The sequence below is a fragment of the Corynebacterium macginleyi genome, from assembly GCF_003688935.1.
Taxonomy (GTDB): Bacteria; Actinomycetota; Actinomycetes; order Mycobacteriales; family Mycobacteriaceae; genus Corynebacterium; species Corynebacterium macginleyi.
This window is the reverse complement of sequence record NZ_REGE01000001.1, coordinates 17,561-40,661: the sequence shown is the minus strand read 5'-3', so window position 1 is coordinate 40,661 and position 23,101 is coordinate 17,561. Positions and strand designations below refer to the sequence as shown.

Annotated in this window: 25 protein-coding genes; 17 read left to right on the top strand and 8 right to left on the bottom strand. The window is 56.5% G+C overall.

From position 1 onward, the window contains the following. The first annotated feature begins 12 nt into the window (after positions 1-12). Together D9V82_RS00225 and idi are read left to right on the top strand one after the other, a co-directional pair. Positions 13-561 carry a hypothetical protein gene (locus D9V82_RS00225; protein ID WP_121910420.1) on the top strand — a complete coding sequence of 183 codons (549 nt, stop codon included), beginning with the start codon at positions 13-15 and terminating at the stop codon, positions 559-561. Next, the gene (gene idi, locus D9V82_RS00220) at positions 558-1,109 is read left to right on the top strand and encodes an isopentenyl-diphosphate Delta-isomerase (RefSeq protein ID WP_121910419.1); all 552 of its coding nucleotides are present in this window, start codon (positions 558-560) and stop codon (positions 1,107-1,109) included. The genes D9V82_RS00225 and idi overlap by 4 nt, the downstream gene beginning before the upstream one ends. Positions 1,110-1,118: 9 nt before the next feature. Here the strand turns inward: idi and D9V82_RS00215 are convergent, their stop codons facing one another. Continuing rightward, positions 1,119-2,381: a carboxylesterase family protein gene (locus tag D9V82_RS00215; RefSeq protein WP_121910418.1), complete on the bottom strand. Its 1,263-nt coding sequence runs from the start codon at positions 2,379-2,381 to the stop codon at positions 1,119-1,121. A gap of 38 nt (positions 2,382-2,419) precedes the next feature. Here D9V82_RS00215 and D9V82_RS00210 point away from each other — a divergent pair, with 38 nt between their 5' ends. The 4 genes from D9V82_RS00210 (at position 2,420) to D9V82_RS00195 (ending at position 5,781) form a co-directional block, all read left to right on the top strand. Next, on the top strand, positions 2,420-2,623 hold the full coding sequence (locus tag D9V82_RS00210; protein ID WP_121910417.1) for a hypothetical protein: 204 nt from the start codon (positions 2,420-2,422) through the stop codon (positions 2,621-2,623). After that, positions 2,616-2,891 carry a hypothetical protein gene (locus tag D9V82_RS00205; protein WP_121910416.1) on the top strand — a complete coding sequence of 92 codons (276 nt, stop codon included), beginning with the start codon at positions 2,616-2,618 and terminating at the stop codon, positions 2,889-2,891. Before D9V82_RS00210 ends, D9V82_RS00205 begins: the two co-directional genes overlap by 8 nt. Positions 2,892-3,042: 151 nt before the next feature. Beyond that, positions 3,043-4,875, top strand: coding sequence for an AMP-dependent synthetase/ligase (locus D9V82_RS00200; RefSeq protein WP_121910415.1), 1,833 nt, complete (start codon positions 3,043-3,045; stop codon positions 4,873-4,875). A gap of 225 nt (positions 4,876-5,100) precedes the next feature. Next, positions 5,101-5,781, top strand: coding sequence for a hypothetical protein (locus D9V82_RS00195; protein ID WP_121910414.1), 681 nt, complete (start codon positions 5,101-5,103; stop codon positions 5,779-5,781). A 131-nt stretch (positions 5,782-5,912) separates the two neighbouring features. Here D9V82_RS00195 and D9V82_RS00190 read toward each other — a convergent pair whose 3' ends face one another. The 4 genes from D9V82_RS00190 to D9V82_RS00175 form a co-directional block, all read right to left on the bottom strand. After that, positions 5,913-6,896 (bottom strand): hypothetical protein, encoded by a 984-nt coding sequence (locus D9V82_RS00190; protein ID WP_121910413.1) that lies wholly within the window; start codon positions 6,894-6,896, stop codon positions 5,913-5,915. 164 nt (positions 6,897-7,060) lie between these two features. After that, positions 7,061-8,215, bottom strand: coding sequence for an ATP-binding protein (locus tag D9V82_RS00185; protein ID WP_121910412.1), 1,155 nt, complete (start codon positions 8,213-8,215; stop codon positions 7,061-7,063). 107 nt (positions 8,216-8,322) lie between these two features. Continuing rightward, entirely contained in the window at positions 8,323-9,381 is a 1,059-nt protein-coding gene (locus tag D9V82_RS00180) for a CNNM domain-containing protein (RefSeq protein WP_121910411.1), read from the bottom strand. Next, on the bottom strand, positions 9,381-10,766 hold the full coding sequence (locus D9V82_RS00175) for a hemolysin family protein (RefSeq protein ID WP_121910410.1): 1,386 nt from the start codon (positions 10,764-10,766) through the stop codon (positions 9,381-9,383). Before D9V82_RS00175 ends, D9V82_RS00180 begins: the two co-directional genes overlap by 1 nt. Positions 10,767-10,915: 149 nt before the next feature. Between D9V82_RS00175 and hemW the strand changes: the two genes are divergently transcribed. The 11 genes from hemW (at position 10,916) to D9V82_RS00120 (ending at position 21,336) form a co-directional block, all read left to right on the top strand. After that, positions 10,916-12,055: a radical SAM family heme chaperone HemW gene (gene hemW / locus D9V82_RS00170; RefSeq protein ID WP_121910409.1), complete on the top strand. Its 1,140-nt coding sequence runs from the start codon at positions 10,916-10,918 to the stop codon at positions 12,053-12,055. A gap of 79 nt (positions 12,056-12,134) precedes the next feature. Beyond that, positions 12,135-12,923: an ATP-binding protein gene (locus D9V82_RS00165; protein ID WP_234456849.1), complete on the top strand. Its 789-nt coding sequence runs from the start codon at positions 12,135-12,137 to the stop codon at positions 12,921-12,923. Positions 12,924-12,945: 22 nt separating this feature from the next. Next, on the top strand, positions 12,946-13,218 hold the full coding sequence (locus D9V82_RS12490; RefSeq protein WP_234456848.1) for a hypothetical protein: 273 nt from the start codon (positions 12,946-12,948) through the stop codon (positions 13,216-13,218). A gap of 12 nt (positions 13,219-13,230) precedes the next feature. Then, positions 13,231-14,271, top strand: coding sequence for a heat-inducible transcriptional repressor HrcA (gene hrcA, locus D9V82_RS00160; protein ID WP_121910408.1), 1,041 nt, complete (start codon positions 13,231-13,233; stop codon positions 14,269-14,271). Between the two features lie 81 nt (positions 14,272-14,352). After that, entirely contained in the window at positions 14,353-15,507 is a 1,155-nt protein-coding gene (gene dnaJ / locus D9V82_RS00155) for a molecular chaperone DnaJ (protein WP_121910407.1), read from the top strand. Continuing rightward, positions 15,507-16,250 (top strand): 16S rRNA (uracil(1498)-N(3))-methyltransferase, encoded by a 744-nt coding sequence (locus D9V82_RS00150; protein WP_121910406.1) that lies wholly within the window; start codon positions 15,507-15,509, stop codon positions 16,248-16,250. Before dnaJ ends, D9V82_RS00150 begins: the two co-directional genes overlap by 1 nt. Before the next feature lie 10 nt (positions 16,251-16,260). Next, positions 16,261-17,241: a PhoH family protein gene (locus tag D9V82_RS00145; RefSeq protein WP_121910405.1), complete on the top strand. Its 981-nt coding sequence runs from the start codon at positions 16,261-16,263 to the stop codon at positions 17,239-17,241. Continuing rightward, positions 17,238-17,852, top strand: coding sequence for an rRNA maturation RNase YbeY (gene ybeY, locus D9V82_RS00140; RefSeq protein WP_121910404.1), 615 nt, complete (start codon positions 17,238-17,240; stop codon positions 17,850-17,852). Before D9V82_RS00145 ends, ybeY begins: the two co-directional genes overlap by 4 nt. A 57-nt stretch (positions 17,853-17,909) precedes the next feature. Next, positions 17,910-18,758, top strand: a complete 849-nt coding sequence (pdxY, locus tag D9V82_RS00135; RefSeq protein ID WP_121910403.1) for a pyridoxal kinase PdxY — start codon at positions 17,910-17,912, stop codon at positions 18,756-18,758. Positions 18,759-18,885: 127 nt separating this feature from the next. Beyond that, positions 18,886-19,905: a formamidase gene (locus tag D9V82_RS00130; protein ID WP_121910402.1), complete on the top strand. Its 1,020-nt coding sequence runs from the start codon at positions 18,886-18,888 to the stop codon at positions 19,903-19,905. A gap of 196 nt (positions 19,906-20,101) precedes the next feature. Next, positions 20,102-21,336 (top strand): IS3 family transposase gene (locus D9V82_RS00120; RefSeq protein WP_183129504.1). Its coding sequence is split into 2 segments (ribosomal slippage): positions 20,102-20,390 and positions 20,390-21,336, totalling 1,236 coding nucleotides; the frame shifts between segments, so codons are not numbered across the junction. Here D9V82_RS00120 and istA read toward each other — a convergent pair. The 3 genes from istA to D9V82_RS13050 all read right to left on the bottom strand — a co-directional run bounded on the left by istA (position 21,333) and on the right by D9V82_RS13050 (position 23,098). Further along, positions 21,333-22,298 carry an IS21 family transposase gene (istA, locus tag D9V82_RS00115; RefSeq protein ID WP_121910399.1) on the bottom strand — a complete coding sequence of 322 codons (966 nt, stop codon included), beginning with the start codon at positions 22,296-22,298 and terminating at the stop codon, positions 21,333-21,335. The genes D9V82_RS00120 and istA overlap by 4 nt on opposite strands. Positions 22,299-22,395: 97 nt before the next feature. Beyond that, positions 22,396-22,701 carry a helix-turn-helix domain-containing protein gene (locus D9V82_RS00110; RefSeq protein ID WP_167449696.1) on the bottom strand — a complete coding sequence of 102 codons (306 nt, stop codon included), beginning with the start codon at positions 22,699-22,701 and terminating at the stop codon, positions 22,396-22,398. 178 nt (positions 22,702-22,879) lie between these two features. Beyond that, positions 22,880-23,098: a transposase gene (locus D9V82_RS13050; protein ID WP_375231832.1), complete on the bottom strand. Its 219-nt coding sequence runs from the start codon at positions 23,096-23,098 to the stop codon at positions 22,880-22,882. Positions 23,099-23,101: the final 3 nt, after the last annotated feature.

Sequence of the window (23,101 nt, the reverse complement as noted above, 5' to 3'; positions counted from 1 at the left end):
GATCCATCCACGGTGAAAATTTCTCACACTTTAGGCGCAGGCGCGGTCAGCCTTCTCGCCGTGACCCTGGCCGGATGCAGCATTCTCCAGCCGGAAGAGACCGGGTTGGGGGACAATATCACCGTCTCTAGCTCGGAAGAATCGCCTTATCAAGCGAAAGACATAGACGATAAGGAAGTTACTTCTAACCTGGCAAGCCCAGTGAAGGATGACGGCCTTGGTGTCAGCTGGGAGCTGCAGGGGGTGTATACGGATTATAATTCCGGCGGCTCCGTGGTGACCATTCTGCTCAAGAATGAAAACGAAATGGCCCTACCTACCGACGCTTTCGATGATCCCGTCCTTGAGCGCGCCGACGGCAATGGCGGCTGGTCTAAGGTAAAAGCCTTGCCCTATAGTGAGAATTCTGGGTCCGGCGTGGAACCGCCGGGACTTGATCACCCATTGGGGGCTGGCGCCTCGGTCAACCTGCAATACCGTTACGATGTCGCGCCGGGAAACTTGTGGAATGCCCGCCTGCATATTGGAAACGTCACTTGGGTCGGTGACTTGAACCTATGACGGAACGGGTAGTCCTAGCGGGTGCCGATGGAACGGCTATTGGAACTGCTCTAAAATCCGAGGTTCATACCACGGCTACCGCCTTGCACTTTGCCTTTTCCGCGTGGGTTACGTGCCAAGGAAAGGTGCTTATCACCCGCCGCGCACTGGGCAAGCAAACCTGGCCCGGCGTGTGGACTAATTCTTTCTGTGGACATCCTGGCCCTGGAGAATCGACTACTGATGCCGTAATTCGCCGGGCTGAATTCGAATTAGGCATCCCCGCGAACGCCCTGTCCAACCTGCGCGTGGTGCTGCCGGATTTTTCCTATCGTGCGGTGGATTCTTCCGGCTTGGTGGAAAATGAAATCTGCCCCGTCTACTGCGTAGAGCTTGATTCCCAAGCACAGTGGCAGCCGCACCCGGATGAGGTCGACACCTGGGAATGGGTCTATCCCGCCAACCTCATCGCAGCGGCTGATTCACTACCGGCAGTATTTAGCCCGTGGATGTGTGAGGAACTGGCGGAACCCGAGTTACGCGCGGCGCTTCAGTCCCAGGCGCACTAGCTGGCCGAGTTAGTATTCCTCATAAAAAGCCGCCGCCACGTAGTCCAGGGTGGCATAGGTGATGCGCTGATCCTCGGTATCTAAATCAAATTCGAGGACAAGGTGGTCACTGCCGTAGCGGGGGAAGCCCGGCTCACCGGTGGTGGCGAAGTGACAGAGCCACTCGTTCAGCTCGCAGTCTGTGCCAAACAGCGGGTAGAGCTCATCGCAGTGCACAGCCGGCTGGAGTTTCCTCGTAAATTCCATCATCCAGGTAGGACCCGGGGCCCCGGAAGCCACCTGTGCCGTCCAACGGCGAACGAGGGAATCGCCGATCATCCGGCCCATCAGGCGGTCCGGGTCCACGTACTGCGCGAGCTGGCGCCATTGCGCGTAGCGTCCGTGTGGGAAGCCAAAGTGCTGGGAAAGATAATTGCAAATAACTTTGCCAAAAGCCATATTATCGATGCGCTTGGCGGCCGGAAGATCATAAAACTCATCCCGGGTGGAGCTCACCACGATGGGGATATCCGCCAACTCGGATGCTTGCATCGGTGCCGGTCCGAGTGCCAAGTCATAGCGGTGCTTCTTGCGGAACTTTGTGTATCCCTTTTCCAATGCTTCGGGCGAAAGCGATTCTAGGGCACTGCGTTCGATAGGAACTGAAAGGCAGCTGCGTAATCCCGCTACGCGGTGTTCAAAGGTATCGCGCGGGTAGGCAGGCGATAGGGCGAGGACGCGGCGGAAAGCACCGCGATAGTGATCGCGCCGGGCAAGCCAGAGGCTAATCGCAGCACCGGCTGATTGGCCGACCAACGTGATATTCGTTTTATCTCCGCCGAAGGATTCGATATTGTCGTGCAACCACTCCAAAGCCAGCACGCAGTCATCGATGCCGCGGTAGCGATCCGCTTCATCATCAGCAAAGCGAGCAAAACCTGCTAGGCCCACGCGATAACCCACCCGCACATGGATGATGCCCTTTCGCGCCGTCACCGTGCCTGGTACCCGGTCATCCTCATGCGTGCCGCTTTCGAAGCTTCCCCCGTGGATATAGACCACCACGGGGCAGTCTGCCGCGTTATCGGGGGCGGTGATACTTAGTGCTACCTCATCTGGCTGCGGTGTGCGCCCATCCTGGTCGAGGGTTCGATCCAGCGGTCGCGCCGGGGAGAAGACGCTAGGGATATCGCAAAAGCGCAGTGAATGAAAGTAGGAGAGGCCATCGCGGCGAACGCCGGTGATGCGTCCAGATGGGGTGACAATGGTAACGGGTATCTGTGCGCTCGACATACCTGCCAGATTACCGTGGGGCAGTAATATAAGGACCCATGGAGTGGTTGACTGACGTGGGCAGCGTATCTTCGCAGTTTTTGGTGCAGGCGCCCGTGTGGGTTCAGATGATCGTCATGGTCATCATCGTGGTTCCTATCATGATTGGGTTGGCCTGGTGCCTGATGTGGGCTGTGGACCGCAGTGCCGCCCTAATTTCTCAGTTTCGCAACCGCGGCACTACAGTAAAAAACCATGGCTGAACAACATTCGGAGGGCGCGGACGATAACACAGCGGGCGGCGACGTCCCCAGCGCCAGCGCGGATGAGATCCAACCGGGAGATCCGCGCGAAGGATTGTGGGATCCAGAGCGTGAAAGAGAAAAGCGCGCTAGATCTACACCAGTTGTCGGCACCTTTCAGCCTGTTCGCCGCAAACGTTCCCTCCCCAAATCCCGGGTATCGCTCGCGCTGTGGTTCATTATTGCGCTAGTTCTCATCGGTGCACTCATAGGTAGCCTATGGCCCTAGTGTGGGCTAGTGGGAAACAGTAATACCAGGGGCACTCTGGTGCCATAGCCACTGAGCAATTACAGCTTCGATCGTGGGTAAAACGGGTCGATAAGCAAATCGGTTGGTACAGTGGGCACGGATTATTATTAGCTGTGCGAAAGGATATCGCGTGACCCTGCAACAAGTGCATACTCCGGCTGATTTTAACATTGAGCCTGGGGAGACCTGCCTCACCGCCCTGATGGATACCGCGAAAAAGCGCCCGCATGGCGTGATGTTTACTCGCCCGGCCAATTATGAATGGGTGAATGTCACCGGAAAAGAATTTATTAATGAGGTCTTTGAAGTAGCCCAAGGCTTAATCGCGTTAGGGGTGGAGCAAGGAGATCGCATTGCTCTCATTTCTGCCACGCGCTACGAATGGTCCCTGCTGGACTACGCCATTTGGGCTGCTGGTGCGGCTTCGGTTCCGGTGTACCCCTCCTCGTCTGCCTCCCAGGTGCGCTGGATTATTGAGGATTCCGGGGCGGTGCTGGCGATTACCGAAACCCGTGAGCATTCCGAATTGGTAGAAAATCTGGTCTTACAAGACGATGGGGAACCAAACCTTAAGGGATCTCCCTCGCAGCTGCGACGTGTTTTAGAGATTAATTCTTCTGCCATCGATACCTTGAAATTTGAAGGTCGCAGCGTTGGCACCGACGAGGTGTCTGCGCGCATTGCCGCCACCAACACCGATGATCTTGCTTCCTTGGTCTATACTTCCGGAACTACTGGCCGCCCGAAGGGCTGCATCCTAACGCACCGGAACTGGCTCTCCGAAGTCAGAGCGCTAAATACTAATCCCATCGGCGGATTCGCCGTGCCAGGAAGCCACACCCTGACATTTTTGCCCCTGGCCCATGTCTTTTCCCGTGCCGTGTCGATTGCCGTGGCCATTCGCGGTGCCTCGCAGAACCACTGGTCCGATTTTTCTACCATCTCCATTGAGTTCGCCCGCTCTCGTCCTAATGTGATTTTGGGCGTGCCGCGCGTATTTGAAAAGGTTCGCAACTCCGCAGCCTCGAAGGCGGCGGATTCTGGCATTAAGAGCTTCCTTTTTGAGCAGTCTGAAAAGATTGCCATCGAATACTCCAAGGCACTCGATACGCCGGAGGGTGCAGATCGCCTGTTGAAAATCAAGCACAAGCTCTTTGACAAGCTGGTGTACTCAACTATCCGGCAGGGTGTGGGAGGCAATGTTCAGTACTGCATTACAGGCGGTTCCGCGATGGGCCACGATTTATTGCACTGGTTCCGTGGCATTGGCATTCCGGTGTATGAAGGTTATGGCCTGACCGAAACTGCTGCTGCCGCGGCAGTCGATTACTTAGATCAATCTATTGGGACCGTGGGCCCGCCGCTGGGCGGGGTTACCCTGCGAATCAATGATGACGGCGAAGTCTGCATCAAGGGCGCAATGGTTTTCCAAGGGTATTGGAATGCCCCCGAAGCCACGAAGGAAGCCTTTGATGATGGCTGGTACAACACGGGTGATTTGGGAGAAATTGATGATGACGGCAAGCTCACCATCACCGGCCGGAAAAAGGACTTGATTGTCACTGCGGGCGGCAAGAATGTTTCGCCTGGCCCAATGGAGGATATTTTGCGAGGTCACCCGCTGATTTCGCAGGCTATGGTGGTAGGCGATGGTAAACCGTTCGTGGGAGCCTTAATCACCTTGGACCCGGATATCCTTAAAAGGTGGAAACTCGACCACAATATCCCCGAAAACCGCTCCATGAGCGATATTGCTACCGACCCTACCTTGCGCGCCGAGCTGCAAGACGCCGTCAACAAGGTGAACGCAACCGTGTCCCATGCGGAGGGTATTAAGAAGTTTTACATTCTCGAAAGTGACCTTACTGAGGATGAGAATGAGCTCACACCAACGATGAAGGTCAAGCGCAATGTGGTGGCCCAACGCTACGCCAGCGCAATTGAACACATCTACAAGCGCTAGATCTAGGTGCAATGGGGTACACCCGGGGAACTTATTCCTCGGGTGTTTTTCTTCTTCCAGTTCAAAACGGGTGTAAGCGCGAACCTGCCATAAACCTGTGAAAGGCTTCGGAGTGTCGCGCTCCCGCGGTGGATGATCTGGCATAGAGTCATGAGTCGTTGCCGAAAACCTCAACCTCTACTAGAGGTTCGAAATGAAAACCGCGGAAGGAGTGGCTCGAAGCCTATGCAGAAGATCGCCGCCGAGCTGCGTCACCGCGAGCTCACCCAGGAGATTTATAATATCGGCGACGAAGTCGCGGAATACCTTGAGCACCTCATTGAAGCAATCGAGGATTGGGACGAGGAACTGTCCATGGATTGCCTGGCTGAACTCGGCGATATCGTCGATGATGCTCGCGTGGACTCGGGGCGCTGCGTCGGTGAGCTGATTGGGCTTCGCCAGGCGCTGGTGTCCGGGGTGCGTTCGGGAACCATTTCTGCTGCTTCCTCCGGTGCAAATGATGCTGAGGAGCCTGAGCAGCTCACCCCGCGCTTATTGGATGAGTGCTTTCCTATTGCCAAGCCCATCGTCGTGCATGAATTGGCAAAAGCGCTGCGCCAGCGCACGCAGGCGGTAGCAGATTACCTCCACGAGCTCGTAGAATATGTGCTGGCGCAAACCGATGCCGTTGCCCGCAACCTCGACATGGTATCTCTGCCGCATCTTTATAAGTGCACCGGGGAATCCGCGCTCATCGCCGTGCAAGCATGGAAGCACACCGTGCTCGATACGCACCCGGCGTACGTGCGCTCTATGCGTGGGCACAATCCGCCGACCTTCCTGGAAGAACGCGCCCGCATTGCCGCGGTTGTAGAAAAAGTTCGCGCTAAGCGCGAGGCGGCCCGCAGGGCCACAACTGCATAGTTTCTTTGGACTTCCTTGCTTAAAGCAAGGGGATTGTGGCGGCCACTGAGACTCCCTCTCTCGGTGGCCGTCTGATTGTCATTTTTCCATTTAGCGAATCCGCCGAAGGCTCTGGCCCCTTAGACAAAAGATTAGAGGCGGGAGCGCTGGGCGCGCACCGCGTTCTGGCGCGCAGAGATAGTGGCAATAACCTCCGAGATGAAACGTTCTGGGTGCTGGACTAATTGGTGCGGAGAAATCCGTATGACGGTAAAACCGGCATCGCGCAGACGCTTGTCACGGGAGTGGTCAACTTGGTCCCGCGGCTTCGTTGGCATCGTGGTGGCCGTGACTTCGCCTGGCGGCTCAATGGTGGTAGCCGGCCCAATGGCTGTGGAAGAGGACCCGGCCGTATGCTTATCGTCCGGTTCGGCGATGTCGATGATATAGGTCTTATTGATGCACAGCTCTGCGGTAATGCCGGGAAGGGCAGCGTACTGAACCTCGAAAAACATTGGCCATGGAAAACCCGCCTGGATGAGCAGGGCCCGGGCAAAGGAGGCATAGGGAGACGGGGAAGCGGCGCAGCTGTGGTGGATTACTTCTCGCACGACCGCGCTATTGCGTATCCTGCCCATTCGAGCGAACTCCTGCCTGAGCTTCTTCTTCGTGATGCCTGTTCGCAAGGCAGAGTCGGCAGCAACGAGGCCTTCGCGAAAACCGTGGAATCGGGCGATGTCGATTACTGCGCGGGCAGGAGAAACGGTGCGGGCGCCATGTACCAGCAATGGATCGGGTAATTTCGTCTTGCGGTAAACGCGTTCTGGATGGCGCCGGTGCTTATTAGGCAAAGAGTTATGGGGAAGGGCCATTTCCACCTTTTCCTCGGTGGAGTCAAGTACCCATAGCCCATGGACACGGGCAGCGGACTTAGAAATGAGTACAGCGGTATAAGCGCTGCGGGCCGCGGCAATGGCGCGCAGGCGCAGCTGGGAGGACAGGCTCAAACCGTGGTAATGGTCGCGGTGCACCGCGATGCGGGGGGCGAGCTTGAGGTAGGTACCGTTAGCAAGGTCGCGCCAGAAGGTGGGATGGTTGTGCCGGATGGACGGAATGTTGGTTAGTGCGTGGTTCATGATTCCGAGCACATATGAGGTACACGCGGCCTGCTACCCGAAAATGCGTTGGATGTGGAGTTCTTGTTGAATCTTCACGAAGTGTGAATCGTGATGCTCTCGTGACGCCACGCGCTTAAGTTATCCACACCCGCGCTAAGGGTGGGTTGCGCGACTGAGGTCGGTTAGTGCGAATCGATGACCAAGCTAGCGGCGTGCTCGCGCAAATAATCCCGAAGGTAAGGCAGGGCAAAGTCTACTTGGCCACTGGCTGGTATGTCGATTAATCCCGAGTCCAGCAAGCGGCGGCGGTAATTGGAGGCATATTGCGGGCTTTTTCCTAGGCGGACGGTGATGTCACTCATGGATGAGGGGCCATTGTCTTGAGCCATGTGGAGCAGAAATGTCCGATCGATGGGGGAAAGCTCTGCTAGGGCAGGCTCATGGACCAGCTGCCCCAGCTTTCGGCGTGCTTTGGAAATACCTTCCTGCGCAGCTTCCACCGAAATCGCATTGTCGGTTCGGTGGCGGAAAGCCCATAGGCCAACGAGCTGAATCATAAAGGGATAACCCTGGCAAGCGGACACGGCAGAATGTAGCGCATCCGGGTCCCATTTAACCTTTGTTTCTTCTACGGAGGCCTGAAGTGCCTTCCGGACGTCCGTATCCGCCACTCGGTCCAATTCAATGCGATTCGCACGGCGAAGAAAAGTGACAGGGTTAGAGTTATCTTGGCTAGCCAAGAGCGGTTTAATTGAGGATGGGATCCCTGCCATAACTACGGCAATATTTTCCCCTTCTCGCACGAGATGCTGGATAGTAGCACCAAAATCAATGACCTCATCACTGCGCAGGTGGTGCATTTCATCCAACGCAATGAGCACCCCTGTGGGCTTGCCGTGGGAAATCCGGTCGAGTTCACGCTGCGCATGGAGAAGGTCTTTCAAGGCCTTTCTTAAGGGGTAGGTTTCCGTGGATAGTGCTCTTGGATCCCATTCCATACCGATGTCCAATTGAAAAAGATGCAGGTTGAAACCTTTTAGCGCTGCACGGTTGAGGTGAAGGGTATTAATAATTTCAGCACGGAGCCGCTCTGCGAAACCGGCAGATGCCGTATCATTTAGGATGCGCCACCCGCGATCTGACGCGGCATCTTTGAAGGCATTGAGCAATACCGTCTTGCCTACACCGCGTGGACCCACGACGAGAGAGATGCGTTCATGGGATCCGGGGCCATCGTCCAAGGCATAAGCGAACTCCTCAATGGAGTCTTTGCGGCCGGCCAAGTAGGGAGGCGTGGCTCCAAGTGTGGCGGTAAACGGATTCTTCCGGTTGTACATAGCTCAAATGTAAAACACCGTGCTTGTGTACGCTTGTTTATCTTTTGAATTTTGTTTATAAAACTATTAGGCACCGAACCAACGAGCTGGTTGGTTCGGTGATGCAGCTATACCGCCGGGGGAGGGGTGACCTTGTCCAGCTGCTCGGTAATCTGCGGCCACAGCTGGCCCATGATGTCATCCCAGGTAAGAATCCACACGGCCTTGTCCTTATCCGCTTTGCCCACGACAACGAGCTGCTCATTGCGGGAGCGCATATGATCAAGCGTCTTTTGCACGGTGGTGGCAGAAGAGACGGAAACCGGGTCGCGGGAAAACTCGAGGACCGGGGTAGTGGGATCTGCTAAAAGGGTATCGCGCACGTGCACCACGCGGGGCACGCGGGAATCCTTGGGGAAGACGAGCACGCGCATGATATTTTTGCGCAGGACGAGCTCCTGGAGCTGTTCTACCGTGGCATCGGAAGGCAGAGGCACCACCTCAGAGCCGTGGGCGCGCGCCATGGCACCCACCGTGGAGTTTTCCAGCTCGATGACTTCGGAAATCTGATTGGCGGAATTATCATCAAGCGCGCCGGTTTCGCGGGAGTGCTCTACCAAGGTGCGTAGCGTTTCGGCGTCGTAGCCTGCGGCACCAGCGCGTTCGACCGGTTTTTCACCCGTCATGGCCACTAATTTATTGGCCATGGTATTGATCCACTTCAGCAGCGGGCGCAAGACCCACACGAACCCGCGGGCGGGAATGGCAATGATCTGAAGGGCGGATTCGGGGTGCGCGATGGCCCAGGACTTGGGCGCCATTTCCCCCAGCACCAAGTGTAGAAAGGTGACTATGAACAAGGCGAGGATGAAGCTGGCGACATCGGCAATGCCCAACGGTAGGCCGAGAGTCTCCAGCGGAGTCATCAGAAGGTGATGGACCCACGGCTTGGTTACTGCACCGAGCACGAAGGTGGCAGCGGTAATACCCAACTGTGCACCCGCTAGCATGATGGTGAGCTCATTGAGTGAGCGCAGTCCGGCGCGGGCGGTGCGCGAGGATTCCGCGTTTTCTTCCAGCCGGTTGCGGCGCGAGCCCATCAGAGAAAACTCGATGACCACGAAGAAACCTGATGCGGCAATGATGAGCAGCGTGACGATGAGGTTGAACCACCACGTATCGGTCATTATGCCTCCTCATCTTCGTCGTTGGCATGAACATAGTCCTCAATAAGCTCGATGGCGAGTGAAGATGGCACGTGGCGGTCCACCCCATCCACGCGTATGCGAATGGAGCGGGTAGGTGCTTCATCATGGTCCACCCAGTCCTCCGGCTTTGCCTCCAAGGCGATGGTATGGACCTCGCCTATCTCTGGTAGGGCTCCGGCGTGCGCGATGAGTAAGCCAGCGATGGTTTCAAAATCGCCTTCTGGAAGATCGTGGCCAATGGCGCGCTCTATCTCATCGATCGGCGTATCGCCATCGACCAGCCAGTGGGATTCATCCTGCTCGGTGATTTCTTCGGTTTCTTCGATATCGTGTTCATCGGTGACATCACCCAAAATCTCTTCGGCCAAGTCCTCCATGGTGACGATGCCGACGAATCCGCCGTATTCATCGATGACGCAGGCCAGCTTTTGTTCTTCTTCGCGCAGCTCATCGACGACATCGGGAAGTGGCATGAGCTCCGGAACCACCAAGGGATTGCGCATGATGGCGGTAGCGCTGGTGGCGGGTGGGAGATCGGAGCCGAGGACATCGAAAAGATGAACTACGCCGATGGGATTGTGCGCATCATCGATGACGGGGTAGCGCGTGTGATTCTCAGACATCAATTCGCGCACTTCGCCTAAGGTCGTGCTCGGATCGATAACATCCACTCGGGAGCGGGGGATCATGGCGTGTTCGACGTCGTGCTCGGGAAAGTCGAGCAAACGGTCCAATACCATGTAGGTATTCTCATCCAACACGCCGGTTTCGTGCGAGGAATCCACAATGGATTCGAGGTCATCGGCAGTAGCGGATGAGTCGACGTCTTCTACCGGCTCGATGCGAAATAGCTTCAAAATCGCGTTGGAGGAGTACTCGAAAAAGCGAATGAGCCAGCCGAAAATGCGCAGATACCACTGCGTGGACGCGGCCAAGCGCAGCGCTGTTTTCATGGGCGCGGCGATGGTGTAGTTCTTGGGGAAAAGCTCCGCGAAAAGCATCGTAGCAACGGTGGAAATAAACAATGCCGCGATGGTGCCGACAGCCACGGATACGCCAGTGGGAATGCCCACGCCGCCAAGCAGCACGCCAAGGCCTTGGCCCACCAGGGGCTCTGCCACATAACCGATGAGCAGGCCGGTAACGGTAATGCCGAGTTGCGCACCGGAGAGCATGAAGGAAGTGCGCTTGGTGATGTCGAGCGCGCGCTGGGCAGATTTATCACCTTCAGCCGCCATGGATCGCAATTGGGTGCGGTCCACAGACATGAATGAGAACTCTTGTGCTACGAAGTAGGCGTTCGCGACGATGATGAACCCAATGACGAAAAAGCCAGCCAGGATCATCATAATAGCCGATAACATGAGTTACTCCCCACCACCTTTGAGGTGGCGGGGACATCGACTGGGAGGCTCCACTGGAGGCACCTTTCTATACGTGGGAAGTTGGCAATATACTACATGTTAAACACCCGTTTCGGCCACATTGTTTCCCGCCTATTAGGGTTTTATTCATGACTGAACCATTCGGGCTGTATATCCACGTTCCCTTCTGCGCCACGCGCTGCGGCTATTGTGATTTCAATACCTATACCCCCGGCGAGTTGGGTAGCCCGCGTGATCTCACCGGCCCGTACCTCGACGCCCTGGACAAGGAGCTGGAGATGGCGGCCAACCGCGTGGGGCGCACCGCGGATACCGTCTTCATTGGCGGCGGTACTCCCTCGCTTTTGGGGAGCTCGGGGCTCAGCCGCATCCTGGCCACGGTGCGCTCCACCTTTGGGCTTAGCCCAGGCGCCGAGGTCACCACCGAGTCCAACCCGGAATCTACCTCGCCGGAGTACTTTGCCATGCTTGCTGATGCCGGCTTCAATCGCATCAGCCTCGGCATGCAGTCCGCCTCGTCCAGCGTGCTCCAGGTGCTCGAGCGTGCCCACACGCCCGGGCGTGCGTTTGACGCTGCGCGCGAGGCCCGTGCGGCCGGATTCCAGCACGTCAACCTCGACATGATTTATGGCACGCCCACCGAAACCGACGATAATGTCCGCGAAACGTTGGACCGCGTGCTCGAGACCGGCGTCGACCACGTCAGCGCGTACTCTCTTATCGTAGAAGACGGCACCCGCATGGCCCGCAAGGTCACTAAAGGACTGCTGCCCGCCCCCGATGAAGACGTGCTGGCCCGCCGCTATGAAATGATTTCCACCACCCTCGAAGATGCCGGCTTCGAGTGGTACGAGGTTTCCAACTGGTCGCTGCCCGGCGGCGAATGCGAGCACAACCGCATCTACTGGGTGGATGGTAATTGGTGGGGCGCAGGCCCCGGCGCCCACTCACACTTAGGCGATGAACGCTTTTACAACGTCAAGCACCCCAATCGCTATATTCAAACGATAGAAAACGGGGAGCTGCCCATTAAAGACAGCGAAATCTTAACTGGCTCCGATCGCCATATGGAAAAGGTGATGCTCGGCCTGCGCCTGCGCGAGGGAATCCCAGAATCCTGGCTCGATCCCCACGCGGCCCCGGCCTTGGAGGGTTTCATCGACCGCGGCCTGCTCGAGCGTGCTGGCCAAAGAGTGCGCGTGACCAAGCCCGGGCGCCTGCTTGCTGATGGCATCATCTCCGACCTCCTCATCGCCGAAGAGTCCTAGCCGCCGTCAGAAAGTGCTTATATTCGCCCCTGAACCACCAAAACCCCTTATTCGGGCTTATTCTTGTTAGACTTTGGGCATGGACGACGCACTCAACCCCTACACCCCAGGTTTTGGGCTTGCGCCGACGGTCCTTACAGGGCGAGACAAGGGCTTACAAGCCTTCGATAACCTCATCAAGCGCGCGGAAAAGGATTTTTTGGGACGCCCAATGTTGCTCATTGGTTTAAGGGGCGTAGGGAAAACAGTTTTATTGAATCAGCTTAAAATACGTGCGGACCAAAACGACTGGTTGACGGTTAAAGTCGAGGCCTCCCAGGGGTCGCGAGGCCATGAAAGCGTCCGTAGAGCGATTGCGGATGGGCTGGCAAAAGCATCTCTTCGTTTTCGTACGAAAGCCAAAGTTAAAGATAGCGCAGCGGCATTAACGCGAGCAGTCGCGGCCTTTAATGTTTCACTAGGGGCCGGCGCGATTGATTTGGGTGTGGAGCCGAAAGAATTTCCTCCTTTAACAGGAAATCTGGAACTTGATCTACAAGATGTCGTCTCTGCAACTGCGGAAGCATTGCGGAAAGAGAAGAAAGCGGTGGCGCTGTTTATTGATGAAATGCAAGACCTCGATGAAGAGATGCTCGGGGCCTTGATTTCGGCACAACACGAAGCAGGTCAAAATAGGCTGCCGTTTTATATCATCGGGGCTGGATTGCCGAGCCTTCCAGGAAAGGTGGCTCGTTCGCGTTCTTACGCAGAGCGCATGTTTGAAATCCACAATATTGACCGTCTAGGAATGATGCCTGCATCCGTACTTTCTACAAGAATTCGGTTCGCAGATTTGGAGAGTAGGTCAGAGTTCTCCATTTTCACTTAATCATGCGCAGCAGGCAGCACGGTTGGGTATCGACCAACTCGATTCCGGGTTCTTTCAAGCTCGGTGGGACCGGGCTACTCCTGCTGAAAGAGAATACCTGATCGCTATGGCAGAAATCGGGGATGAATCCGCTGAAACAAAGGATATTGCTGAATTTTTGGATAAGGAAACCAGTAAATTGGGGCCAGTTCGAGCAAGCCTTATTAATAAGGGGCTGATTTATTCACCCGAACATGGCAAGGTGCGATATACCGTCCCCAATTTTCAAGAATTTATTAAACGCCGTAGAGAATAGGAGCGTTGAGAAGTGTCCACCTCAACTGATGCCCGCCGCAAGGAGGTCCTGCGGGCCATCGTTGCGGATTACATTGCCTCCCAGGAACCTGTCGGTTCTAAAACGCTGGTAGAGCGCTACCGGCTGGGTGTTTCTTCCGCGACTATCCGCAATGACATGGCGGTGCTGGAATCTCAGGGTCTGATTTCGCAGCAGCATGCCAGCTCAGGGCGCGTTCCTACGCAGCAGGGCTACCGGCAGTTCGTTGATTCTCTGCACGAGGTTAAGCCGCTTTCTACCCCGGAGCGGAAAGCGATGCTGAACTTCTTGGAAGGCGGTGTAGACCTCGAAGATGTGCTGCGCCGCTCCGTGCAGCTTTTGGCCCAGGTCACCGAGCAAGCGGCCGTGGTGCAGCTGCCCAATTTGAAGGTCTCGCGCGTTAAGCATTGCGAGGTGGTCACGCTATCTCCGGTGCGGGTGCTGCTTGTGCTAATCACGGATAACGGTCGTGTGGATCAGCGAAACGTGGAACTGGATGAGGTCATTAACCAAGACCAGACGTATCGCCTGCGGGATATCGTCAACGATGCGCTGGTGGGCGAAACGCTGACAGATGCCCCCGCGGAGCTCGCCCGCCTCGTTGATGACGCCCCGCTGGATATCCGCCATCACGTGCTCAAGGTGGCGACAACGCTCATTGAAACCCTGGTGGAACAGCCTTCTGATCGCCTGATTATGGCGGGAACTTCCAACCTCACCCGCGTCGCACGCGAATTTCCAGAGGGCCTGCCCAAAATTATTGAGGCTCTAGAAGAACAAGTCGTCGTGCTGAAATTGCTGGCACGGGTGCCGGATCTGGGTCATGTTTCCGTTGTGATTGGGGATGAAAACGAGGAGGATCAACTGCGCGATGCCTCCGTCGTTGCCGCCGGATATGGCTTTGGAACCGGGGGACAGGCGGCGACGCTGGGAGGCCTTGGAGTGGTGGGGCCGACGTTTATGGACTATTCGGGAACAATCTCTAAGGTCTCTGCTGTTGCACAATATGTGAGTGAAATTTTGGCCGGCGAGTAGTGCGGGTAGACTAGCCGGTCGCTACGTAAATTTTTGCAAGTTCATACCAACAAGACAATCGAGTAAGGAATACCTCTAACAGTGGCTCGTGACTACTACGGCATCCTCAATGTAGATAAGAACGCAACGGACCAGGAAATTAAAAAGGCGTACCGTAAGTTGGCCCGTAAATATCACCCGGATGTGAACCCGGATGATGAGGCAGCGGCGGAGAAATTTCGCGCGGCCTCGGTAGCCCAAGAAGTTTTGCTGGATCCGCAAAAGCGTCAAATCGTCGATATGGGCGGCGATCCCATGGAGCAAGGCGGCGGTGGCGCTGGTGCCGGCGGATTTAGCGGATTCGGCGGCGGTGGTTTGGGAGATATCTTCGCCGAGTTCTTTGGCGGCGGTGCCGGCGGCGGATCCCGCAAGCCTAATTCGCGCGTGCAGCCCGGCAACGACGCTCTTTTGCGCACCCGCATCACCCTGGAGGAGGCCTATAACGGACTAAAAAAGAAGGTCACCGTCGATACCGCGGTGCTCTGTGACTCCTGCGGTGGCACCGGATCGAACTCTAAGTCCAAGCCGATCACCTGTGGTAACTGCAATGGTATGGGCGAAATTCAGGAGATGCAGCGCAGCTTTTTGGGTAATGTAATGACTACTCGTCCGTGCCCGAAGTGCCAGGGCTTTGGCGAAATCATCGAAGATCCCTGCAATCAGTGCGCGGGCGATGGCCGCGTGAAAAAGCGCCGCGATCTCACGGTGTCCATCCCGGCCGGCATCAACGATGGCATGCGCATCCGTATGGCATCTCAGGGCGAGGTTGGCCACGGTGGTGGGCCCGCCGGCGACCTCTACGTGGAAGTGCACACGCAAGAACATGAGGTCTTCCAGCGCAATGCGGATGATTTGAACGTTACCGTGCACGTGCCGATGATCGATGCTGCGTTGGGTACTAACTTCACCATCGAACAGCTCAACGGCGAGAAACTCACCATCGATATCGAGCCGGGCACTCAGCCGGGCGAGTCCATCAAGGTCGAAGGCGCCGGGATGCCTCGCCTGCGTACCGATGGCTACGGGAGCCTATTTGCCCACGTGGACGTGGTTGTTCCCAAAGATCTGGATCGCAGGAGCCGCGAGGCGCTGGAAAAGATTCGCAATAGCCGCGATGAGGGTGCCCGGGTACGCACCGCCAGCGACGGGCAGGAAGACTCCTTCTTTACCCGCCTGCGAGATAAGTTCCGCCGCTAATGTCGCTTCCCGTCTTCATTCACCCGGATCTTTCCGCCGCCACGGCGGGAGATAGCCTCACGCTGTCGGGGCCCGAAGCGCGCCACGCCGTGACGGTGAAGCGGATGCAACAGGGGGAGAAGCTGGTGCTTATTGATGGCACCGGTATCCGCCTCATCCTTACCGTTATGGAGACCTCGGGCAAGGACCACCTGACCGGTACAGTCGTGTCCGTCACCCGCAGTCCCGCGCCAAATCCGCGAGTCACCGTGGTGCAGGCCATTCCTAAGTCGGAGCGCGCCGAGCTAGCTGTTGACCTGGCCACCCAAGCCGGGGCGGATGAGATCATTGCGTGGCAGGCGGATCGCTGCGTGGCCAAGTGGGACGGGAAGAAGGCACCGAAGGCCGTGGCTAAATGGCAGGCCGCGGCCGAAGCGGCCGCCAAGCAATCCCGGCGAGATCGCATCCCGCAGGTCCGTGGCCCGCTGACTACCAGCCAATTGCTTGTGGAGCTAACAGAGCGCGCAGAATCCGCGAGCGTGTTAGTCCTGCACGAGGAAGCGACTGAGTCCATCCGCGAGGTGGACTTGCGCAGCGAAATCTTCCTACTGGTTGGCCCCGAGGGCGGCATTGGGGAAGAAGAGCTGACAACCCTGCGCGAGGCCGGGGCCGTTCCCATCAAATTGGGCCCGGAGGTTGTGCGCACCGCCAGCGCGGCAATGGTGGCCCTGGCGGCTATCGGCATGCGTACTGAGCGCTGGTAGCCTATTACACGTGCCTATCATCACCAAGAAATGTGAGATCGATTCCGCTCATGTCAGCAGCGTATTGGGCAGCGCGGACGATAACCTCCGCGTGCTCAATGACCGCCTCGATGCGGATCTTTTTGCCCGCGGCAATATTGTCACCGTCACCGGTCCCGATTACGAGGTGGCCCGTGCTGTGAAGATCCTCGACGAGCTTGAGGCCATAGCTAGGCGCGGACATGGCGTATCCACTGATACTGTCAAGCACACCATGGACATGGTGGCCGTGGAGGCGCCGCAGTCGGTGGCGGCGGCGATGGCGGCGGACATCGTCAAGCGCCGCGGCAAGTCAATCCGACCCAAGACCGTGGGGCAATCCTACTATGTGCAGGCCATCGACAATAATACGGTGGTCTTTGGCATTGGCCCCGCCGGTTCCGGCAAGACCTACCTAGCGGTGGCCAAGGCCGTGCAGGCCCTGCAAAATAAGCAGGTTTCACGCATCATCCTTACCCGTCCGGCAGTCGAAGCGGGCGAGAACCTGGGCTTTTTGCCGGGTACGCTTAATGACAAGATCGACCCGTACCTGCGCCCGCTCTATGATGCGCTGCGGGACATGCTCGATCCAGAGATGATTCCCAAGCTGATGGATGCCGGCATCATCGAGGTTGCCCCCTTGGCGTATATGCGCGGGCGCACGCTCAATGATGCTTTTGTCATCCTCGACGAGGCACAAAACACTACGCCGGCGCAGATGAAAATGTTTCTAACCCGCTTGGGCTTTGGTTCCACCGTCGTGGTCACCGGTGATATCTCGCAGGTGGACCTTCCACGCGGCCAGGTATCTGGCCTGCGTGTGGTGCGGAGAATTCTTAATAACGTGGATGATATCTACTTCGCAGATCTTAGCGCCCAGGACGTGGTGCGCCATCAACTGGTGGGCCGCATTGTGGATGCCTATGATTCTTTTGATAATAAAAAGGATGCGGATGACGAGGGGAATAAGTGAGTATCGAGTTTCTCAATGAGTCGGGCTTTGATGGCGTCAACGAGGAAATGCTTGTTGATGTTGCCTCTTATGCCTTCGGCGCTATGGACATCAACCCTGATGCGGAATGCACTATCACGTGCGTGGATCTGAAATCCATCGAGGATTTGCACATTCGTTGGATGGACCTGGAAGGCCCGACCGATGTGATGAGCTTTCCCATGGATGAACTCACCCCAGGGGCTATGTCCGGTGGTGGGCGTCCCGACGGCGCAGATCCAGGGCCTGCCATGCTTGGCGATGTCGTATTGTGCCCCGAATTTGCCCTCCGCCAGGCCGATGCTGCCGGGCATTCGCTCGGACACGAGCTTGCACTATTGACGGTGCATGGCTGCTTGCATTTGCTGGGCTACGATCATGTTACCGCGGCGGAAGAAAAGGAAATGTTTGCCAGGCAGAATGAGCTGTTGGCGGATTGGTATGATGACCTTGTTGCACGGGGGAAGAGCTACCAGCCAAAGCCCTCGGGACCGCAGGCATTTCCAGATGCTGCTGAGCGAGCACGCCTCGATGAGCAAGTGCCCGGCGGCGGTATTCCGGCTATCGGGGAGCCACGGGGCAAGGAAGCCTAAGAATAATTTCGTCCATTTCTTTGTCCCTGTCCGTAGGCAGTAGGACAATGGATAACCATGACTATCCTTTCCATCCAGTCTCATGTCACTTACGGCCACGTGGGAAATTCCGCGGCCGTCTTTCCTCTTCAGCGTGCTGGCCACGAGGTGTGGCCCGTGCACACGGTGAACTTCTCCAACCACACCGGATACGGTGAGTGGGGCGGATCAACGATTCCCGCCAGTGATGTCACATCGATAATCGATGGCATCGAAAAGCGCGGCGCTTTTGAGAGTATCGACGCGATACTCTCCGGATATCAGGGTGGTACGGATATTGCCGATGCCATCGTGGATACCGTTAGCCGCATCAAAGCCGTCAACCCCGAGGCACTGTACGCCTGCGACCCTGTGATGGGGAATGCGAAGTCGGGTTGTTTCGTCTCTGATGATATTCCGCCGCTACTGCGTGATCGGGTGGTCCCCGTTGCTGATATCATCACGCCGAACCATTTCGAGCTGGGCTATCTTACTGATACCGAAGTCAGCACCTTGGACCAGACCTTGGCGGCGGTGAAGAAGGCACAGGAAATGGGGCCTAAGACGGTGTTGGTGACCTCCGTAAAGCGCCCGGAAACCCCTGCGAATTTGATCGAGATGCTCGCAGTCGACGGCGAGCGGGCCCTTCTCGTTTCGACCCCGCTGTTGCCGTTTAAGCGCAACGGTTCTGGCGACGTTACCGCCGCGCTATTTACCGGCCACTACGTTGAAACCCATGACGTAGAAGAGGCGTTGTGCCGTACCGCATCTTCCGTCTACGAGCTCTTGCGCACGACGTATGAAGCTAAAGCCACCGAGCTGCAGCTCATTCAGGCCCAGGATGCCTTTGCTCATCCGAGTATGCAATTTAAGGCGGAGGAGCTCTAAGGCTGCTCCCCAGAGGGGATGCGGTCGTTAATTCGAGACAAGAACGTCGCTGTTCTGGTGAATACGTGAGGTCCGTCATATAGAGTGATAGGTGTAACTTAATCAACGACGCGATTGGAGTCCCGTCTTGTCCAGCACCGGAAGCATCAGCGCATCCCCCGACGGCCTGTTGATGGCCCTTATCCAATATCCAGTTCCCGTAGTCAACACCCCAGAAGACGTTCAAGCAAGCGTCGATGAAATCTGCCGCATGGTCGCCTCGACCAAGGCTGGTTACCCAGACCTCGATCTCATCGTCTTTCCGGAATACTCGTCTTCGGGGCTAAACACCAAGATCTGGTCCTACGATGAATTCCTCATTGGGCTCGATGACCCTAAGGTGGGTCAGTACAAGCAGGCGTGTAAGGACAACAACGTCTGGGGCGTCTTCTCTATCATGGAACCCAACCACGAGGAAGGAAAGCCGCCGTTTAACACGGCGATAATCATCAACTCCGAGGGCGAGCTTGCGCTGCATTACCGGAAGCTGCAGCCGTGGACCCCAATCGAGCCGTGGTACCCAGGAGATTTGGGCATGCCGGTTTGCGATGGACCGAAGGGCTCCAAGCTCGCGGTCAATATCTGTCACGACGGTATGTTCCCCGAGCTCGCCCGCGAAGCGGCGTATAAGGGAGCTAATGTTTATATCCGTATCTCGGGCTATTCCACCCAGACCCAAGACCAGTGGGTGATGACTAACAAGACTAACGCCTTCCAGAATCTGATGTACACGGCATCGGTGAACTTGGCAGGCTATGACCAGGTCTTCTACTACTTCGGTGAAGGCAATGTATGCAATTACGACGGCCACATGATTTCTGAGGGTCACCGTAATCCAGGCGAAATCGTCACCGCAGAGATATTCCCTGCGCTAGCTGATAAGGCGCGCATCAATTGGGGACTAGAAAACAATATCTTCAACCTGGGCAATCGGGGATACGTGGGCTGCCCAGGCGGGAAGACTGAAAACTACCTGACCTGGGTAGAGGACCTAGCCAAGGGCGAGTACAAACTGCCGTGGTCTGACGATGTCCGCATCAAGGATGGCTGGAAGTACTACCCGGACGGACCGCAGCTTGGCCCGCTCCCGGATGAATTCAAGAAATAGGCGCCTGGCTAGTTCTCTTAGCTACTGAAGGCCCCGCCCCCTCGTACATTATGAGGGAGCGGGGCCTTCGGGCTGGTGTTGGTCTGCTTGGATTTTAGGGGGCGTTGCAACGATGTCTGTTACTTTGGTGTGATACGGACTTGACTGAAGTGTCCCAGGTTTTGTTCCGTTTGAGTAGATGGGAAAATCTTCGAACATGCCGAAGAAGTTTGATCAGGATGCGAAGGACCGTGTGGTCCGCCTTGTTGAGGATCGCATTCTGGCGGAGAATATTTCGACGCAGGAAGCGTGCAAGATAGTGGCGCCGAAACTGGGCGTGTCGTGGCACACAGCCCGGCAGTGGACGCAGGCCGCTCGTCGTGAAGGACGCGTTGTCGAACGCTTGCCTGAGGATCTGGCTGCGGAGAATGCGCGGTTACGCCGTGAGAATCAAGAACTGCGGGATACCAACGAGCTATTGAAGGCTGCCTCAGCTTTTTTCGCGTCGGAACTCGACCCAAAACGTCGGAAATGATCCGGTTCATCGATGAGCATCGGAATCGTTTCTCAGTCGAGTTCATCTGCCAGACGTTAAACATCCACCGTGAAGGCGGTTTTATCACGTCGCGTGGTTACCGCCAATCCAAGGCGCGTGGGCTGAGTGCCCGTAGTCTTCGCGACGCCGCCCTCATTGAGTACATCAGTGAAATTCATGCTGACAATTACGGCGTCTACGGAATCCGCAAGATGTGGCACGCGCTGCGCCGCCAGGGCATTGACATTGGCCGCGAGCAAACAGCCCGGCTGATGCGCAGCGCTGGCCTGTCCGGCAAGGGCAAAGGTAGGGCACCAATCACAACGCGCAAACCCAAGGGCCCGGATCTTCGCCCTGACTTGGTAAATCGTGAATTCAAGGCCCCTGGTCCCAATCGGCTGTGGGTGGCGGACATTACGTATGTGCGCACCAGGAAAGGCTTTGTGTACACCGCGTTCGTGACCGATGTGTACTCCCGGAGGATCGTCGGATGGACGCTGTCGTATTCGATGCGCACCGAAGCCTTGCCGCTGCAGGCGCTGAACCAGGCGATCGTGTGTGCCAAGGAAACAACGGGTTTGATTCACCATTCGGATCACGGGTCGCAGTATGTCAGCGTGGTCTACAACGAGCGACTTGCCCAGCACGGGATTGCCGCTTCCACTGGGACGGTTGGCGACTCCTACGACAATGCTTTAGCTGAGAATGTCAACGGCTCCTACAAGAACGAGTTGATCCATACCCGCACTTGGAACGATGTCGTCGACGTGGAAATCGCGACGTTCGAGTGGGTCAACTGGTGGAACGAATCACGGCTCCATCAGAGCTTGGGCTACCGCACGCCGGCTGAAGTAGAAGCCGAGTTTTGGGAACATCACCCCAGTCGAGAAATAATGGAAATCAAGGCAAATGCCTAGGAACAAAACCCGGGGCACTTCACATCAGCATCAAACAACTCTTTACGGGTGATCCCATCGGGCCTAGGCATATTCATGTTGATGTCGTCGACGCGCTGGGCGATAGCCTCATTGAGTTCATCAAGACTGTAGAAGGTGATCCCGTCGAAGTAGCCGAGGATGCGCGAGTAGACGAGTTGGACGGCGCGTTCCACAGCGGCCTTATCCCGAGGTTTTCCAGGTCGGGCCGGCACGAGCAGGATGTCGTAGTAGTCGGCGAAGTCCGCGTAGCGTTGTTGAATGCGCCGGCCGGGCTTGTTCTTCACCGGCCGGTAAGTCGCGGTCGGTGCGTTGTCAGGAACGATGATGCCAGGGCATTTACCGAGGTAGTCTAAGGCTTTCACATGGCAGGAAATCCAGTTGTCCATCTTCTCGTTAGCTGTTGCTGTCACAAACAACAGTGAAGAATAGGGGCAGATGGCCACGAATAAGCTGGCTTTCATGCCGACTTCACCGGTGGCCTTGTCAATGATGGAAACCTTGTCGCCGGCCCAGTCGACATAGAGTTCCTGGCCTGGCTCGTGTTCGATAATCGAGGTCATTCCAGTGGTGCGGATGTGGGTGCGCAGGCGTTCGCAGAACTGGGAGTACTGATACTTCGACTCGCCTTCACCGACAGGTGCAGCAACGTAGTCCAGCCAGAGCTTGTGGCGGGTCAAGTGCTTGTTATTGGCTAGTCGCTTGGCGAGCTTTTCGAAGTCTGGCTGGTCGTAGCGCTTGCGACGGGCCCCGCGATGGTCGCTGAAGTGCTCGTCGAAGAATGATGGATCCAGCTGAGCAAACGACTCCTTAGTGATGCTCAGGTCCGCAATCAGTGTCTTGGTTTTGGCAATATCCCGGTTGGAACATCCCAACGCCGCAGAGATGGCAGCATAGCTTCCCCCGTCCAAGCACATCGCCATGATGTCTTTGAAGTTGGCCATGAAAGGCCCTCCTTAAGGTCATGAAAGGTGATGACGCGCCGGCACAAGTTGTGCCAACGCCACCTATACAATGACCGAAAATAGAGAGCCCTACCACCTATCCGGAAACCCCCGACCAACTATGCGGATTGCCCCTACCAACTACGCCGAAACGGCACTTGGCTTGGATCGTTGTCACTGGGACGAAGGCACGCGGTGAAATCCCTTCAATGTCCATCAGACGCATCCGCTTGGCCACAGTCTTGCGATTCACACTGATCTGGTAGCGCTCATCTAGCTCTGCGGTAATCCGCGGGGCACCATAGACCTCGTCGGAGTCTTTCCAGATCTGATGAATCTTGCGGTCAACATCATCATAAAACGCTGCACGATCATCTTTTCCGGATAAGCGTTGCTGCTGCATATGAGACCATGTGTAGTATCCAGACCGGGACACCTTCAACAAGCGTGCCATACGCTTGATGCTGTAGTTAGCCTTGCTCTGGCCACATTAATTCGAACTTTTCTGCTCGCGTTGCTGTGCGGCGAAGAAGACTGTCGCTTGTGACAAAAACTCATTATCCATCTTGGCATCTGCCAGCTCACGACGCAGACGAGCATTCTCCGCACGAAGATCCGCCTCGCTTAGCCCATCGGAGGATCCTTAGGCGTTGACGCTCATTTTTTACCCATCGGCCTAAAAGACTAGGTGCGACACCAAGTTCTTTCGCTACATGAGCAATGGGGCGCTGCGATTCGATTACCAGGTTCGCGGCTTCACGTCGATACTCAGGTGTGTATTTCTGGCGTTGTTGACTCACACT

Excerpts from the sequence above, each read along its gene's own strand:
- idi (WP_121910419.1), top strand. The coding sequence starts at position 558 with ATGACGGAACGGGTAGTCCTAGCGGGTGCCGATGGAACGGCTATTGGA.
- D9V82_RS00215 (WP_121910418.1), bottom strand. The coding sequence starts at position 2,381 with ATGTCGAGCGCACAGATACCCGTTACCATTGTCACCCCATCTGGACGC.
- D9V82_RS00210 (WP_121910417.1), top strand. The coding sequence starts at position 2,420 with ATGGAGTGGTTGACTGACGTGGGCAGCGTATCTTCGCAGTTTTTGGTG.
- D9V82_RS00205 (WP_121910416.1), top strand. The coding sequence starts at position 2,616 with ATGGCTGAACAACATTCGGAGGGCGCGGACGATAACACAGCGGGCGGC.
- D9V82_RS00195 (WP_121910414.1), top strand. The coding sequence starts at position 5,101 with ATGCAGAAGATCGCCGCCGAGCTGCGTCACCGCGAGCTCACCCAGGAG.
- D9V82_RS00190 (WP_121910413.1), bottom strand. The coding sequence starts at position 6,896 with ATGAACCACGCACTAACCAACATTCCGTCCATCCGGCACAACCATCCC.
- D9V82_RS00185 (WP_121910412.1), bottom strand. The coding sequence starts at position 8,215 with ATGTACAACCGGAAGAATCCGTTTACCGCCACACTTGGAGCCACGCCT.
- D9V82_RS00180 (WP_121910411.1), bottom strand. The coding sequence starts at position 9,381 with ATGACCGATACGTGGTGGTTCAACCTCATCGTCACGCTGCTCATCATT.
- D9V82_RS00175 (WP_121910410.1), bottom strand. The coding sequence starts at position 10,766 with ATGTTATCGGCTATTATGATGATCCTGGCTGGCTTTTTCGTCATTGGG.
- hemW (WP_121910409.1), top strand. The coding sequence starts at position 10,916 with ATGACTGAACCATTCGGGCTGTATATCCACGTTCCCTTCTGCGCCACG.
- D9V82_RS00165 (WP_234456849.1), top strand. The coding sequence starts at position 12,135 with ATGGACGACGCACTCAACCCCTACACCCCAGGTTTTGGGCTTGCGCCG.
- D9V82_RS00150 (WP_121910406.1), top strand. The coding sequence starts at position 15,507 with ATGTCGCTTCCCGTCTTCATTCACCCGGATCTTTCCGCCGCCACGGCG.
- pdxY (WP_121910403.1), top strand. The coding sequence starts at position 17,910 with ATGACTATCCTTTCCATCCAGTCTCATGTCACTTACGGCCACGTGGGA.
- istA (WP_121910399.1), bottom strand. The coding sequence starts at position 22,298 with ATGGCCAACTTCAAAGACATCATGGCGATGTGCTTGGACGGGGGAAGC.
- D9V82_RS00110 (WP_167449696.1), bottom strand. The coding sequence starts at position 22,701 with ATGCAGCAGCAACGCTTATCCGGAAAAGATGATCGTGCAGCGTTTTAT.